The sequence below is a fragment of the Mesotoga sp. H07pep.5.4 genome (genome assembly GCF_003664935.1).
In the GTDB taxonomy this organism is placed as follows: Bacteria; Thermotogota; Thermotogae; order Petrotogales; family Kosmotogaceae; genus Mesotoga; species Mesotoga prima.
This window is the reverse complement of sequence record NZ_JFHM01000027.1, coordinates 31,805-47,688: the sequence shown is the minus strand read 5'-3', so window position 1 is coordinate 47,688 and position 15,884 is coordinate 31,805. Positions and strand designations below refer to the sequence as shown.

At 43.9% G+C, this 15,884-nt stretch carries 14 protein-coding genes and 2 pseudogenes; 4 read left to right on the top strand and 12 right to left on the bottom strand.

Annotated elements, in window-relative coordinates; all coding sequences use genetic code 11:
* Positions 1–353 (top strand): annotated as a pseudogene (locus Y696_RS12060) (IS110 family transposase); the annotation flags it as partial.
* A gap of 444 nt (positions 354–797) precedes the next feature.
* Here Y696_RS12060 and Y696_RS12050 read toward each other — a convergent pair.
* From Y696_RS12050 to Y696_RS12035, 4 genes are read right to left on the bottom strand one after another with little or no spacing between them, the layout of a single operon-like run.
* A complete protein-coding gene (locus Y696_RS12050; protein ID WP_121510680.1) occupies positions 798–1,856 on the bottom strand; it encodes a GAF domain-containing protein in 1,059 nt (352 codons plus the stop codon).
* Between the two features lie 36 nt (positions 1,857–1,892).
* The gene (gene nagA, locus Y696_RS12045; protein ID WP_121510679.1) at positions 1,893–3,002 is read right to left on the bottom strand and encodes an N-acetylglucosamine-6-phosphate deacetylase; all 1,110 of its coding nucleotides are present in this window, start codon (positions 3,000–3,002) and stop codon (positions 1,893–1,895) included.
* Positions 3,003–3,032: 30 nt separating this feature from the next.
* A complete protein-coding gene (locus Y696_RS12040; RefSeq protein WP_259459947.1) occupies positions 3,033–4,097 on the bottom strand; it encodes an SIS domain-containing protein in 1,065 nt (354 codons plus the stop codon).
* A gap of 26 nt (positions 4,098–4,123) precedes the next feature.
* A complete protein-coding gene (locus Y696_RS12035) occupies positions 4,124–5,134 on the bottom strand; it encodes a LacI family DNA-binding transcriptional regulator (protein WP_121510677.1) in 1,011 nt (336 codons plus the stop codon).
* A 253-nt stretch (positions 5,135–5,387) separates the two neighbouring features.
* On the opposite strand from Y696_RS12035, the gene deoC reads away from it, so the two are divergent.
* Genes deoC through Y696_RS12020 form a run of 3 tightly spaced genes read left to right on the top strand, consistent with a single transcriptional unit; the run spans position 5,388 to position 8,331 of the window.
* Positions 5,388–6,086 (top strand): deoxyribose-phosphate aldolase, encoded by a 699-nt coding sequence (gene deoC / locus Y696_RS12030; protein ID WP_121510676.1) that lies wholly within the window; start codon positions 5,388–5,390, stop codon positions 6,084–6,086.
* A gap of 23 nt (positions 6,087–6,109) precedes the next feature.
* Entirely contained in the window at positions 6,110–6,778 is a 669-nt protein-coding gene (locus tag Y696_RS12025) for a transaldolase family protein (protein WP_121510675.1), read from the top strand.
* Between the two features lie 32 nt (positions 6,779–6,810).
* Positions 6,811–8,331 carry an FGGY-family carbohydrate kinase gene (locus tag Y696_RS12020; RefSeq protein WP_121510674.1) on the top strand — a complete coding sequence of 507 codons (1,521 nt, stop codon included), beginning with the start codon at positions 6,811–6,813 and terminating at the stop codon, positions 8,329–8,331.
* Between the two features lie 655 nt (positions 8,332–8,986).
* Here the strand turns inward: Y696_RS12020 and Y696_RS12015 are convergent.
* From Y696_RS12015 to dhaL, 8 genes and pseudogenes are all read right to left on the bottom strand, one after another.
* Positions 8,987–9,241: a hypothetical protein gene (locus Y696_RS12015; protein ID WP_121510673.1), complete on the bottom strand. Its 255-nt coding sequence runs from the start codon at positions 9,239–9,241 to the stop codon at positions 8,987–8,989.
* A gap of 106 nt (positions 9,242–9,347) precedes the next feature.
* Positions 9,348–9,800, bottom strand: coding sequence for a linear amide C-N hydrolase (locus Y696_RS12010; protein WP_121510672.1), 453 nt, complete (start codon positions 9,798–9,800; stop codon positions 9,348–9,350).
* Between the two features lie 286 nt (positions 9,801–10,086).
* Positions 10,087–10,623, bottom strand: a complete 537-nt coding sequence (locus tag Y696_RS12005; RefSeq protein WP_121510671.1) for an HdeD family acid-resistance protein — start codon at positions 10,621–10,623, stop codon at positions 10,087–10,089.
* 321 nt (positions 10,624–10,944) lie between these two features.
* Complete coding sequence (locus Y696_RS12000) at positions 10,945–12,141, bottom strand: NAD(P)/FAD-dependent oxidoreductase (RefSeq protein WP_121510670.1); 1,197 nt, start codon at positions 12,139–12,141, stop codon at positions 10,945–10,947.
* A 185-nt stretch (positions 12,142–12,326) separates the two neighbouring features.
* A pseudogene (locus Y696_RS11990) lies at positions 12,327–13,187 on the bottom strand (fasciclin domain-containing protein).
* A gap of 367 nt (positions 13,188–13,554) precedes the next feature.
* Positions 13,555–13,734 (bottom strand): hypothetical protein, encoded by a 180-nt coding sequence (locus Y696_RS11985; protein ID WP_121510667.1) that lies wholly within the window; start codon positions 13,732–13,734, stop codon positions 13,555–13,557.
* A gap of 362 nt (positions 13,735–14,096) precedes the next feature.
* A complete protein-coding gene (locus Y696_RS11980) occupies positions 14,097–15,221 on the bottom strand; it encodes an RHS repeat domain-containing protein (RefSeq protein WP_259459946.1) in 1,125 nt (374 codons plus the stop codon).
* Positions 15,222–15,238: 17 nt separating this feature from the next.
* Positions 15,239–15,883 carry a dihydroxyacetone kinase subunit DhaL gene (gene dhaL, locus Y696_RS11975; RefSeq protein ID WP_121510665.1) on the bottom strand — a complete coding sequence of 215 codons (645 nt, stop codon included), beginning with the start codon at positions 15,881–15,883 and terminating at the stop codon, positions 15,239–15,241.
* Position 15,884: the final 1 nt, after the last annotated feature.

Sequence of the window (15,884 nt, the reverse complement as noted above, 5' to 3'; positions counted from 1 at the left end):
ATGGAAGCGGTAACAAGAATACCACCAAGATGAGAAGTAACTGCAATCACTATCTCAGAGGGACTCTTCATATAGCCAGTCTTGCTGCAACAAATAGCTCTAAATGGATGAAAAGATTCTACGACAACAAAAAGAGCGAGGGCAAGAGCTCTGCTCATGCCCTCCGTGCATTGGCGAACACCATCCTCAAAATCGCCTTCGCCATGCTTAGGGATTTGACTCCCTACTCAGAAGAGAAATTCTTCAAGAGGAATCCTCTTTCTGATTATACTCCTTCTAAAAAGGAGGGAGAACAGAAGCCTGAATACTCGCTGAAAGTGTCTTCAGTAGCTACCTGCCGGTCTACTGCTTGATCCTTTCAGTCTGCCTTTTTTATAACTGTTGACATAGTAGAAGCCAAATCATTATTCATAGAGTAGAAGGGAAAAGCAAAGAGGGCAGGTAAGGTTCCGCGATATTGAAAAGCTCTTAATCACCTCTCGAGAAGGGTGTCGACGGCTCAATCGTCGACGTGGTGTGTGCACATCAAGAACGGACCTCATTTTCAGTCATGACGGAATTCTCTACCAAGAACGAGCAACCTGCACGCGCAGCGTCGAAGAACCGTTCTTCCCAAAGGACGGGTTCATGGTTTGGGACGAAGGACCAAGGACGGCTCTTTGCAGCGACCAGCGGGTTTTTGCTCTTAAGCGCACAGCGATTCTTAGGATCTCGATGCTGAAACAAGTTCAGACGGATTGTAAGGTTTTCAGACCGTTCTTGATCTTCATACCTCTGTCCTCTAACCTCTAGGTTTTTCACATGAACCTCGAGTATTCGATTACTCCGGATATCAGTCCGGCGAAGACCTCAAGAAGCTCTATGTCTGCTCTGCTCCAATCGAATTGGCCACTAAGCCTTTCCAGTCCGACGAAACCGGCCGGCATCTGCCGAGAGAAAATCGGAATGACGACAAGTGAAACGACTCCCTGCTGCGCAAGAACTTCGGCTTCTCTGCTTGCCTCCTCTGGGAGTTCACTGACCACATAAGAGTGTACCCCGCCTTTTTTCATTTCCTTTATCCACCAGGAGAACTCCTCGAACGGCATGTTTTGAAGATGGGGTTTGGCGCTCTTGACGCCTTCTTTACACCATTCGTGGGTGTTCCTGGTCGAATTGGTCCTGTAGTCCAACAAGAAGACATTGGATCTGTCTGCGGAAGTCAGCTCGCCTAGTTGTCCAAGCGCCTTTTCTATCGCATCGTCTATGTTCTCATACTTTTTTAGCGCTCCGGAAACCTCTGAAATCACTCGTTCGAAATTCTGTCGCCACTGGAGTTCTGCGGCCACCTTTCTGAATGCACTCGTGTCTCGGGCCACAACCATTGTGACTATGGAGTTCTGAAGATCAAGCACCTTCAAGCAAATCTCCACTTGAAGTTTCTCCCCGCTCTTCATAGTGAGAAACGAATCAGTTGTACACATTCCCTTTATCTGAAGATCGGCCCTTATCTTCTTTATCTGAGAATCGAGATCTCCGGCCACTGAATAGAAACTCATCTCAAGAAGCTCGTCGTAGGAGTATCCAAGTTTTTCGGCTGCACTGTTGTTAGCTTCGACTATCCTGCCGGGCCTCAATGGATCGTCTAGGCTTACCAGGAAGATCATATCGTCAATCAGGCTAGAAAAACCTTCATACTTGCTCTTGAGATAATTGTTCAGCGTATAGAACTTATTGGACCTTGAGGTTTCTCCGACAAAGGGATCCTCTGAAACAGTTTCCACGTGCATATTCCATCTCAATTTGGAAATCCGCTCAGATAATGTCTTGATCTCCGCCGTACCGTTGTCAACGATGTACACTTTTATTGGTTCCACAGGATCCCTCCATAACTGGGTAGAAAGAAGTCCTACTCAGGATTTAAACACTGTCTTCCCGTTCAGAACGGTTTCTTCAACTTCAAGATTTTCGTCGAGCAATACCAGATCTGCACGATAGCCTTCGGAGATTCTTCCGCGGTCCTTTATGCCCAGGGAATTCAGGGAGTTCAGAGATGAAACCTTCGCAAGTTCCTTCAGTGAACAGCCAGTGAATTCTCTGAAATTTCTTACAGCTCCGCTGAAGACGAGTACGGCCGCGGCAATTGTTCCGTCCTCAAGAGTAGGTCTCCCATTTTTCAGAATGACCTTCTGTCCTCCCAACTCATACTCTCCATCGGGCATGGCTGTCGCATCGATAGTATCTGTAACTATCATAATCTTCTCTGCGCCTTTTATTCCAAAGATAAGCTTCACAAAACCCGGCAAAGAGTGAATACCATCCATTATCATCTCAACCGAAAAAGGCAGCGAAAGAACAGCTCCAACGCAGCCCAGTTTTCTGTGATGAAGAGTGTTCATCCCGTTTGGAAAGTGGGTTATTCTATCGCAGCCTTGGCTATATGCTCTCTCCATGTCTTCGTAAGTTGCATCGGTATGTCCCAACGAAAGAGTTATACCGCGCTTCTGTATCATTTCTTGCGCGTGTGAGAATCCCTTGAGCTCCGGAGCCACAGTAATGAGCTTCACCGATTCGATTAGCGTCTCCTCAATTTCCTTCAGGTCTATGCTTCGAATAAGTTCTGGATTCTGAGCCCCCTTTCTTTTCAGACTCAGGTAGGGGCCTTCATAGTGAATGCCCCCAACTGAAGTCAGACTGTTATTCTTCATGTAATCTCTCACTACTCTGGCTGCTGAAAGGATGGCCGAAGGAGTCGATGACATAGTAGTGGGCAGGAAATAAGTCACTCCCTGAGAATAAAGGAAGTTCTCCCACTTTTCGAGATCTTTTTGACTCATGGAAAGAGTGTCCACACCCACAGAACCATGAGTATGGGGATCGACAAATCCCGGCATCAGTATTCTCTCGAATTCTTGAGTCCCTTGAACTCGCTTAATTTCCGAGATTACGTTTTCTTCAATTTCTACACTTCCCACAAACTCTCCATCGATAGGATCAACAACCAATACGTTCTCGAATCTCATCTTCCTTCCATCCTCCCTGCTATGAAAAAATCATGGCCAAGTTATTTGATTACCCGTCGACATCTTTCCTCTTCCCATAAGAACCCTCTCATCGAGATCGAAGATGCCTCTGTAGTAGGCCGAATATACTGCGAACCACTGGAGAGGGATCATCAGAAGGAACGGGGCGAAGAGTGGGTCGAAGTCTCCATAATCCTTCACATCAAAGCGTATTACCTCCGCGCCGTTAGACTCAGCGATTTTTATAACCCGTTCGCTCATATCTCTCGACTCGTCGCTCCCCACAAGGAAGACCATCAGTGGCTTGTGACCGTCAAGCATTTCCGCAGGGCCATGTCTGAACTCCGACGTTTCAATGAATGAAGCGTTGACTCTCATATTTTCCATGAAGACAGTCAGTCCGAACTTATAGCCTATGGCGTAGGCCGCTCCGCTTGCTAACACGTAAAAGAGGTCACTATCCTGATACTTCCTGGCCAGTCTGTAAGCTCTTGACTCCTCTTCCCTGTATATTCTGCCCAATTGCTCAGGCATAATCTCTATCTGTTCGTATAACTTCGAAACGTCTCTCCCTTTGAACCTGGCTATTTCAAGACTGAAAATGAAGGCTCCGGCGAGTGGAAGTATAAACAGTCCATTAGAATCGTATACTATCGATTCGTCGGCTTCCCTTGCCAGAATGCTGTCGGCTTTGCTTGTAAATGAAATCGTTGTCGCTCCCTTTTCGTTGGCAAATCTAAGTGCTGCCGCAGTATCTTCGGTATTTCCAGAGAAGGAGGCGAGTATTACCAGCGCATCCTTGTCAAGTCTAGAAGGACTCGTCCAGATGAAATCATAGCTCTTGTAGTAATCAGAGGGAAGATCGGTCATCTTCTTGAGTATATAATCACCTGAATAGAGATTGCACCAGGAGTTCCCGCTACCCACCCAGTAAATCTGCTTAAAGCCTTTATCTAAAGCAGTCTTCGCAAGATTCTTGATTCTTTCCGCATGCTCTTCAAGGAAGGCAGAAAGATCCTTCTCAAGAGAAGGGGCAGTAAAGAGTACGCTTTGTTTTGCATTATTCAAAAAATCTTGAATTGTCAATCCAAACACCTCCGAATATCTATCAAGAAGTTTAGTTAGTCTCTTGGTGAGGTACATGATTCCCTTATGATGAGTCGTGTAGGCAGTCTGGTAAGTCCCTTTTCATATCTCTGACCTCTGATATTCATCAGTATCCTTTTCGCGGCCATACTGCCAATCTCTCTCGTATCCTGAGCCACAGATGTTATTGGAGGATTACATAGATCAAACCAAACAATATCATCGAAGCTAATGACCGATATATCTCGCGGAACCACAATTCCCATGTCCTTCGCAGCAAGAAGCAGTCCCGCCGCCATATAATTGTTTGTTGCTATCACCGCTGTAATATCTTTGTTCTGACCCAAGAGAGAGACGCCGCTTTTGTAAGCTCCCTCAACCGTAAAGCCGCCAAGTTTTACCCACGACTGCTTTTCCTCTATTCTGTACTTTGAAAGCGCTTCCCTGTATCCGGCAATCCGATCGTAGTTTGTACTTATGTCGAGCGTATCCGAAAGGAAACCGATTCTCCTGTGACCAAGCTCCAAAAGATATTGAGCTGCCTCAAAACCTCCACCGAGATCGTCGCTTACAATCATGTCAACATCAAGGCCTTCAATGATTCTGTCAATCAGCACTATGGGTATCTCGGACTTCACAAGATCCTTTAAATGATCGGAATTGCTCCGCGAAACCGGAGCGAGAATCAAGCCATCTACCTGTTTCTGAAAAAATCGATCTATAGATGTCTTCTCGACCTCCACTTTTTCGTCGGTACTTGTGACAATCAAACTGTACCCTTCCGGAACAATGACATCGCTTATCGCTCTCGCTATCGTGGAGAAAAAGGGATTCTGAATATCGCCCACGATCAATCCGATATTCTTCGTCTCACCGGTAGCCATGCTCTTGGCAATGTAGTTTGGCTTGTAGTTAAGTTTCTTTGCAGCCGCTATGACCTTTTCTCTCGCCTTCTTGCTGACGTATCCATATTTCCCGATCGCCCTCGCTACCGTTGCCCTCGAGAGACCGGTCTCTTTTGCAATGTCGTCCAGCGTTGTTGCCATAACTCATCACCTGCTCAAAATCCAGATACACGATTCATTATGATACCGCTATCATATATATCAATTCATTCTATCCCAAAATCAGATATCATGTCAAGTTTTTTTCGCGTTTTAAGTTAGCTCATGGATGGGTGTTTAATTTCTCCCAGTTTTGTGTTATATAATTGACTCAAGATAACTATGATACCGCTATCATATTTTATGGTGGCTTTTGTTTGATTCTCTCGCTAATTTTGCTTACGGAGGTGCCTCTTTGGAACAGATCGACAGGTTTTCGAAAAGGTTTGACAGCACGCTTCTGAAGGCGACCGCTACAGTAAAGGAGTCCGAAGTCTTTATCGACGATAGTATCTCCTATGGCTTCAGAGCGATTGTCGTTCCCTGGTATTTGATGGACAGAGTCGTTAGAAAAGTCAGAGGTACGGATATCTCGGCGGCCTGCGGGGCGGGTTTTCCCTTCGGGTTCGAGACAACGGAAACTAAGGCTTATATGATCAGGCAGTCGCTTCGGCTCGGCCCCGAAGTGAGAGACATAGACATAACAGCCAACATCTCCGCTATGAAGTCCGGAGACTGGGATTACTTTGAAAGGGAGATCTCTTATCTTTCCGGTCTCCTGAAGAATGTCATTTGCAAGGTAATTATCGAAGTTTCTTATCTCGACGCAGTTGAAATTGAAAAAGCTTGCTCTATTCTGATGAAGCTTCCTTACGTCGATTTCGTCAAGACCGGTACGGGCTACGGTTCCAGAGCCACCACGGTAGAGGATGTCAAGATAATCAAGAGAGTTGTTGGAGATCAGAAAGGAATAAAGGTATCGGGAGGTGTGAAATCTCTCTCTCAAGTTGAGGATTTCATGGCTTCAGGAGCGGATATTTTCGGTTCCAGCAGTGCGATAGCAATATACGGGGAATTTACCGAAAAATACCCTGGAATAGCCGATCTTAAATGAAAGGAAAATGAATGGAGGCATAAATGAGGCTTTTTATAGATGATGGAAATGTACAGGCGATAAGCGAACTGTTCGATTTAGGTTTCTTTTCCGGGATAAGCACTAATCCCAGTATTCTGAAGAGAACGGGAAGAAAACCGCTCGAAGTCATAAAAGATATGTTGAATAGGTTCACGGGTTCTATCTTTGTCCAGTGTGCCTCGAGAGGTCACGATGAAGTTCTCAAGGAGGGGCAGGAACTCTTCCGGCTAGACCCCGAAAGGATAATTCTCAAAATCCCCTTCTCCCGAACGGGCATAATGGTCTTGAGAGAATTCAAGAAGATGAATATAAATACTTTGATTACGGGGGTTTTCTCCGTTCCTCAAGTGCTGATGTCTGCAGAGGCAGGCGCCGACTATGTGGCGCCATATGCGAACAGGATCGAAAATCTGGGAATAGATCTCTCTGTTGTCGGTAGTATGCAGAAAGTCTTGTCCAACGGCGACTACGAGACGAAGTTGATTGCCGCAAGCTTCAAGACCCTGACACAGATCTCAAAGATGGCGGAGCTACCCATTTACGGAATGTCGCTTCCTGTAGGTATGTACAACGAGTTCTTTTCACACAGCGGTACATTGAAGGCGATCGACAATTTTGAGGCCGATTGGGATTCTATTGAAGACCGTGAATGGGTCCCTCTGAAATCATGAGCAACCATTCTCTCTGAAAGCGAGGTTTTCCCTTGAAGTATATAATGGCACATGACCTGGGAACAACTGGAGATAAAGCGACTTTGTTCAGCCAAACAGGTTCTCTCGTCGCTTCATCATTCGCCGGTTATGAAACCTTCTACCCCGGACCCGGAATGGTTGAGCAAGATCCTGAGGCATGGTGGACTGCCTTCTGCAAGACTACCTCCGAAATCGTCCAGATGGCAGAAATCGACAGAAAAGAAATCTCTGCACTCAGTATTAGCGGCCAGATGATGGCAGTAGTGCCGGTAGATAGATCGGGCAAACTGCTCAGAAGGTCAATAATTTGGGCAGATTCGAGAAGCAGCGAACAGGTAAGAGAACTTCTAGCGAAAGTTCCGGCAAGCGATCTGTACAAAATAACCGGTTCCAGGCTCTCACCAACATATCAGGGGTTGAAGATAGCCTGGCTGAAAAAGTACGAACCCGATCTCTATGAAAGAACTTTCAAGTTTCTTCAAGCAAAGGATTACATAAACCTTCGCCTGACAGGTAAGTTTGCGACAGACTTTTCCGATGCCGTCATGACAGCTCTATTTGATATCTCGAGGTTAGAGTGGTCTGAAGAACTGATTTTCGCTCTCGAAATTGAAAGCTCAAAGCTTCCAGATGTGCACGCTTCCATTACAGACCTTGGAGAAATAAGGAAAGAGGTGGCGGCTGACCTAGGCCTTCCAAACTCATGCAGAGTAATACTCGGGGCAGGAGACGGTTGTAGTGCGGCCGTGGGGGCAGGCGCCGTTGAAGTGGGCGATACTTACCTTTATCTCGGGTCCTCGGCCTGGATTTCCACAATTGCTGAAGAGCCTCTACTTGAGAAGGAAATGAGAGTATTTTCCGGGGCGCATGCAGTAAAAGGCCTCTACTTTCCGTCCGGCACTATGCAGGCCGCCGGAACCTCATACAGCTGGATTAAGGATACTATGTACTGTGATGGATCCATGAAAGAAAGCGATCGTGATATCTATTCTTATCTCGACACCCAACTCTGCCAATCTCAACGTCATAGTGAATCAATATTATATCTTCCGTATCTGCTTGGAGAGAGAAGTCCGATATGGAATTCCAATGCAAGAGGTACTTTCATAGGATTGTCGGCCTCCCACAAGAAGGTCGATATCGTGCGAGCGGTAATCGAAGGCGTTTCTATGAATCTGAAATGGATTCTGGAAAGTCTGGAAGAATCCTTGCCTATAGGTAAGATCAGGGTCATTGGAGGAGTAATAAAAAGCAGAATTTGGAAGCGAATGATCTCAAACATTCTCGGAAAGACTATCACCATTCCGCAAAACGTCGATGAAGCTACTTCTATCGGGGCGGCAATGATTGCCGGAGTAGGTGCCGGTCTTTTTAATTTCTCCGCGGTTCGGAATTTCGTCGTTGATGTCGAAGAAATCGAGCCGAGCGGGGAACAGCAAGAAGATTACCTGAGACTCTACGACTTGTTCAAAGAATCATATCTTGCTCTAGAGAAGACATTTGAAGGGCTTAATGGAGTCAGAAGGGGTTAGGCTAACGTTACGGGAGTTGTACTGAAACAGGGTGTCGCGGATCTTTTAGCATAATGGCTGCGACACCCTGTTCTTTTCTTCCTTCTGGAAACCTTCTTCAAAAAAGCCCTCAATGTAGGGAAATTCTTTTCCTGAACAAACCTATCTTTTGAACATACTAAGTTCATAACCCTTGTTTTTCGACAGGAATCACCTTGAAATGGCTTCCCACGTATGTTCAAAAGTGTTGCCTCCTAGGTCAATTACAGAATCATTTTGCTCCATTTTTCCCTTCTGCTAACCTCGTTTTGAACATCACTGCTCCACTAATTCTCAACAATTAATGAAGACCATTTGTGTATCCAGCTATAATGGCTAATTACAACTTATACGCTTTTGAACAACCCCAAAACTCTCTTCTAAACAGCCATCTCAAGGTTGTCTACATTCAATGTTCAAAGCGAAAAAGTTTTGAACATGACTCCAAACACTTAGCAGAAAAGAGATCTGTGAGTTTTCGACGAGTTTTGAACATACCTAATTATTATTATCTATAAAGATATATAGAATAAGAAAAAGACCTATACTACACTCCACCGAAACCAACTATATTGAAAATCACCAAGCATAATTGATTACACAACAACCTCGAAACTATTGCAAACATTGACATAAATCAAAAAGCATCTATGACTGAGAATTCTCTATCTACAATTATCGATTCATGATCATTTCCATTGGAGAAATCGATCTTATTAAGATCTACAAGAAACAGAGAGGAACAATCATAAGACCTGAAATAGAGCTTCAAATTTTTGTTGTCCTTTATGGTAACCCACTGAGTATTCTCGAAAGATGCGATGCCACTACCTCCTCTCTTTGAAACTCCTGCAGGAATGTCCACTGCATTTGGATTATCGTAAATCTTCATATCACCATCAATGAACTCGACAACATGCTTACACTAGACTTGTCATGCAAAGAGGGGTGAAGAAGGGGAACTTCCCCAAGCAATTCGTTTTCTTTGCCCCATATTGTCATACTTTCAAGAGCTTCTCTAACTGATCGAGTGTGTCAAAGTTTCCAAGAATCCAGGAACGAAGATCGAACAGCTCTATAACCTTTGTAGGATCTGAATCGGGAGAGACTTCTTCATACTCTGTTCCCGTTAACCAAAGGGCGCTTAAAGACAATCCCTTTTCATTCAATCCATCTGAAATTGCTATGGGAATATCAAAAGCATTCAATCCCGCAAATGCATATTTATTTTCCCACGAGACGGCTTCAGACCCATCAGGCATATGACTGCTAAAACTTGCACCCCTGTTGAAGAATACAACTTTCGAGTTCAGAGGATATGAGAACTCCATACTTCTACCTGAGATAACTAAACCATTGTTTTTTTCAGGCGAAAGAAGAAACTCAGTACATCCAAGCGAAGCGGAAATGAAAGCTAACAAAAGAAGAAAGACCAATGCGATTTTTCTCACCTAAATACCTCCTTTTTGCGGCAAATCTGACAACTGCAGTAACTATATGACCATGAATTCCATGAGAGGTTTCCAGAAATCAAATGCAGAAAACAAGAGTGTGATTATGAAGTATAAACAATATCAGGAGCCATACATAACCATTATACCCGAACTGAACTCGAGAACTTGACTTTCTCAGCAGTAAAAGAACAAAAAGAAAAGAGGGGATATAGATTGATGCATCCTTACCCCATCTCAAATTCAAAGAACTCATCCAGTCTTAATTACGAAGAAATCACTTCTTCTATGCAGACTCCTTGCCCATAAACGCTAGAACAATGTGGTTTACACCAAAAACAAGGAGAGTTATCCCAATAATTACGGCAACCGACAGACCGGCAATGAGCGGGTGTAGAACGAGTATTATTCCTCCAAAAAGAACAAGAACATTGAAGACAATGCTCAGAAAGTAGATTCCCTTTCCCGCAGGTTTCAGCCGATCGGCGTTTATCAGGTTGTTAATGGCATCCACAATAAACCATATCGCTATTATGAAAGCAAATACGTTTGTGGCAAAAAGCGGTCTGAAGAGAAATATTACCCCCGTAATAGCCAGCAATATTCCTAGAATTAGCGCGAAGAAAACCTTAGCTCCGGTTCGGTTTTCAAGTTTGAAGTAGGCAACTATCAACATGATTCCAAGAACAAGAACAACGATACCTAACATTATTGCAAGGGTAAGGAACGTTGCAAGAGGATTGCTAAGAGAGAAAATACCTCCAATTATCAGTACGAAACCCACGAGAAGAGAGATCCAGTCGAATTTCCTTGCTTCTGCCATGCTATCCACCACCTTTACCCGTTAGCATATAACGGGTCTATTGTAAATCATTTGCTCTTTGTAAGTATCAGACGCCATTGTGTTTCATGAAGCCTAACCGAACTCCACTTGACTTCTTTCATCACAACCGTGTTCATCCCGCGTGAAAAGAAACTGTATTCTCCCCAGCCGGATTCCTTCTGAGATATCTCACTACCCAACACTCTTAGCTCCTCAAAGGGCTCTTAAAGCTGGTCAGTAAAGAGATTTCTGCCTATCTCCATTTTATCTTGATCATTGAATATTAACCCATCTGGCTGCATGACCCAAAACTCATAAGGTTCATAGTTCTTGGGGATTAATAAGGGCGCGAGGCGGCCACTTTTTCTTTGAGGGAGCTATCATGGACATTACGTGAGTTCCTTCTGGACATATCGAAGGTATGTATACTGTGACATCGCTTTTGGCTATTTCGTCAAATTCCTCGACAAGCATCTCCAGCAGATTAGTTCCGGCCGGGATAGCAGAGGAATCTACAGCGGCGTACACGACCATGGCGGGAAAAGTCGGCTCAAGGGACTCCACCCATTTAACTCTTTCCTGACTAACATGTTCCTCGGGAATGATTCCTCCATAGAGATTCCAGACCGTTCCGCCGTAAATCACGAAGTCAGATCTAATTTTGCTCCCATCTTCCAGCTTTATCCCCGATGCCTTCCCATCATCAAAGAGTATTTCATTAACGCGATTTTCGTATAGCATGTAGCCGCCGTTTTTCTCGATCGCCTTTTCGAGTTTGCTCGGTATCATCTGAGAAGAACCTACGGGGTAAAAGCCGCCTCCTTCATGATTGTCTATGAACATAGTTACGGCCAGTACGCCGGGGGTTTCCTTTACAGTCGTATAGCAGTACGTGGAAGTAAGAACATCGAAAAACTGATAAAGCTCCGTTGCCTCGGGGTCGATAAACTTTTTCATAAGTTCTTCAGTGCTTTTGAATAAAAGCCTGATCATTTTGGCCTGTCGTACAGGATGCTTCAGCAGAGATCTGAGACTATCGCTTCTCTTCATTTCAGTGGGAGGGACGATTACAGGATCAGCAACTATCACTTCGTGATATAAGTCGGCAGAATAGTTGTAGAACTTCCTTAGCTGTTCTTCATATCCAGGAAAGTTATTTCCAAGCTTTTCTATAAATCGGTCGAGATCTGGCCAAAAGACAATTTTCTTCTCTCCGAAGGTCACGGAGTATAAAGCCTCGTGTCTTACCATTTCAATGTCTTCACCGATCTCGTTGAAAACAAACCTGTGAGAATTGAAGCCGCGGTTTCCGAATCCGAATACCATGCCAACTGCAGAATCAAACGTGAAGTCACTTCTTCTGAAGATCGAGCAACATCCTCCGGGAAGATAATGCTGCTCTGCAACGAGCACTTTTAGTCCCTTATTAGCTAGCATAGAGGCAGCCGATAAACTTCCGAGTCCAGATCCAATTACCGCAACGTCGTATTTGCTTTCGGGAAAGAACTTACCGTTCATATACACCCCCCGATCAATAAATACATCTTGTCTATTAGAATTCTAAATTATTGGAATGCCCTTCTCCTAGAGTTTTATGCAGCTTCGGAAAAGCAGATTGGCAGAGGATAAGGAATAGTAAAGGCGGAGCAAAATGCTCCGCCTGAAAGATCTGCTTATCGCTTGATAGTGGTACGAGGTTACCTTTAAGGAATCATCACCGTATCTATTACGTGGATTACGCCATTTGCCGCAATTATATCCGTTACGATTATTCCAGATCCTTGAATCTTGACTTCGGTTGGGTTTATCATCAGCTAATCGCCATTAAGAGCAGTCAAAGATCTCATTCCCAGTAAATCTTCAGCCATGTATTCTCCCGATACGACATGGTATAGGAGGATGTTCTTTAGAGTTGGTATGTCCTTGAGCAATAATTCGATAGTTCCTTCGGGTAATTTTGCAAAGGCTTCATCATTAGGGGCAAAGACTGTAAAGGGACCATCACCCATAAGCGCTTCGACTAGACCGGCTTCCTGAAGTGCCGTAACTAGTGTCGTAAAGGAGCCTGCATCGATAGCAATTTCAGGGATTCTCCTTGTCTCTTTTTCCGGGGGAAGGATGACCGTGTCAATAACATGAATTACTCCATTGCTTGCCTCAATATCAACTGCCGTTATCATTGCATTACTGACGTAAACCTTGCCTTCTTCTACTTTTATTGGTATAGAGCTGCTTTCTACGGACTTGAGCGATTCAAGAGATACCACGTCTGAAGACATATACTTTCCAGGAACCACATGATATGTAAGAATTCTCGTAAGCGCCGGTATATCGTTTAGGAGACTTTCAACAGTTCCTTCCGGAAGCTTTGCAATTGCTTCGTCAGTTGGAGCGAACACAGTAAAAGGTCCATCTCCTATTAGAGTCTCCACTAGACCTGCCTTTTCAACTGCCGCTACGAGTGTACTGAAATTGCCTGCTGAAACCGCTACTTCTACTATGTTCTTGGAGAAACCAGTGAAGACTAATCCTATTAAAACTAATACCAGAAATACCTTTTTCATCACTATCACCTCAATCAGAATTTTTTATACTACATTTTTCAAAACTATATCGTTTACAATTTACTTTTATTCTGCCAAACTTGCCGTTGTCAATAGGGTTGTGCACAATGGAAAATCTGAGACTCTGATTTCTCTTTGCCTCTTTGAAAAAGCCACACAGAAATAATCATTCGAATGCTTAACTACTTCTTAATCTCCGCTTTACTTCGATGATCATGGTTATCTTGAAAGATTAGTAGTTGACAAGAGATAAGCGACTTTGGAAGTGAGGTTTGAGAAGACAATGATTGGTTCCTCAAATTGGCTATCACTTACGTGTAGATCTCAACTCGGCCGAGCCCTTTTCGGTAAGCTTGAAGTGTCCGTCCTACTCGGTTATCAACATTTCTTTGTCTAGCGCCTCGAGGGCGGTCTTAACTATCGATTCGTCAGACTGCGAATCGGAAATTCCAAAGGCTCTGAGTAGTTCAATATCTTCATAAGCCATGGATGCCTTTGCTTCGCACTCGAGCTGATCGCGAGTCTGTATCTTCTCTTGATCGATCATGAAAAGAAACCAGCGCTTTAGCTGCTTCACTCTGAACTTGTTGAAGAGGGAAAGCCATATCTTTCGAAGTCGATCCGCTCTCCTTCTAATTTTTAATTAGGTCACCAGTGGGCCTTTATGTGAAACATTCTGTATAAACAGCAAAATTTCGATCAGATTTCCAAAGAAAAAGCATAAAGGTGTCCTATAACTCAAGGCACCCATAACCTCTAAGCTTTAAACTTTTCCGTCGCGCCAACCATGAGCGCGAACGATTTTTTATTTAATTTTAGTTGTCTTATTCCCAGTGGTTCTAGCACAACCCATTAGAACAGTTCTGATTTTGGGAAACAGTGTAATGGTTTTCTTGTTAAAGTTTCTTCTTACTCATAATAGGTAATCAGGTAAACTGTCTTTGTTATCGGCTTCCACAGGTCCTTGTCTTCAAGGTAAACGAAGTACTTTTCCTGAATACAGTTTCCTCTATCGTCGTAAAGGTATTCATAACTGTAAGTGAGCGGACTTCCACTGATATTTCTGTTATAGTTGGTTTCTTTTAGCTTTAGTCCTTCACTATTGTATTCGGCCGAGTATACAAGATTGCGCGACTCAGAAAGACAGTCGACCTCGAGAACCATATTGCCATTATCGTATTGAGCTTCATGCTCGGATAAGATCTTTCCACTTGCATCGGATAGGATAAATCTTACTAGATTCCCCTCATCATCGTAAGAAGCTTCGTAAACAGAAACGATCGTATCGCTCGCACTGTAGCTGTATGCCTTTATCAAATTACCTTCTTCGTCGTATTCATAACCGTACTTATAAGAGAAGTCTCCGTACTTGCCATAGCCGATCTCCAGAAGCAAGTTGCCGAGGTCATCATATCGATACTCGTTTCTGAATTCAGTTTGAAGTCCTTCCTTTTCTTTGTACTCATAGACAATATACTTGGTTTCCTCAGTCATGTAACCGAGTTCGTTATAGCCGGCTAAATATCTAGTACTGTTTGATGAATCATACTGAACATCGTTCCCTTCGACGAAGTTTCCACTTTCGTCGTACTTTGCAGAGTATTTTGAGATTATCGAACCATCTGAGGCGTACTGAATTCCTTCGATCTGTCTCCCGTTCTCGTCGTACTTGTATTCATAGCTATGTTCTAATGCTGAGTCGTTTGCTATCCTCTTACCTTGCATGGTAAGCATATTACCTTCACTATCGTACTGATAGGAATAGTCAAACTCCAGAACACCATCGCCGGAGAGTTTGCTCTCACGGATGGTGTTTCCTGATTCATCGTACTCAGCGGTCAGAGTGGCAAACTTTATCCATAACTCCCCGTCCTGAGTATTATAGTTTCTTATCTCAATCCTTTTCACTCCGGATGTATTGATCTTGTCCAGGTAAGAATCAACCCAGAAGGCTCCACAAAAGCTTCCTATAAACAAGGAGACGATAAGTATGAAACAACTAAGTCTGAAAGCACTTGATAACAATTTAATCACCTTCCATCGGCGCAGTTTCACTTTGTTTTATTGAAGAAGTTCTTTTGAATATCTGAGAGAATGACTGCAACCGCTCTGGCCCCCGCGTCATATGCGCCAATGCTCCTGTCACCCAGATATCTGGCCCTTCCTTTCGTCGCAACAATCGTTTTTGTAGATTCAGCTCCTTCTTCTGCTTTGGTTGCGGCCTTGTCAAAGGCCGCTTCTATTGGTTCGTTCAGCTTTGCACTTTCCTTCAAAGATTCTTTGAAGGGGATAAGCGCATCTAGAAGAGTTTTGTCACCCAATTGAGCTTTACCGACCTTCTGTACTCCATCTACCATTGCCTGGAAGAGTTCAGCAATGTCGGCTATTTCGAGAGTCTCCTTTCCTTTAGAAGCTCTAGAAGCGCTCAAAAAAGCATTGCCCCAAATTGGACCAGAGGCTCCACCACATTTTTCCATTATTATCATGCTGCAGTCTCTCAAAAAGGTTCCAACATTGCTCTTTTCGAGATCCTTCCATTTTGACTTGACTTCAGAGAAGCCTTTCGCCAAAGAAGCTCCGAAATCACCGTCTCCGGCAACAGAATCGAGATCACAGAAGTACTGTTCGTTTTCTAGTATAGAATCGACAGCGATTCCAACTATTTCTATGAATTCATCCTTCGAGATTACGGTCATC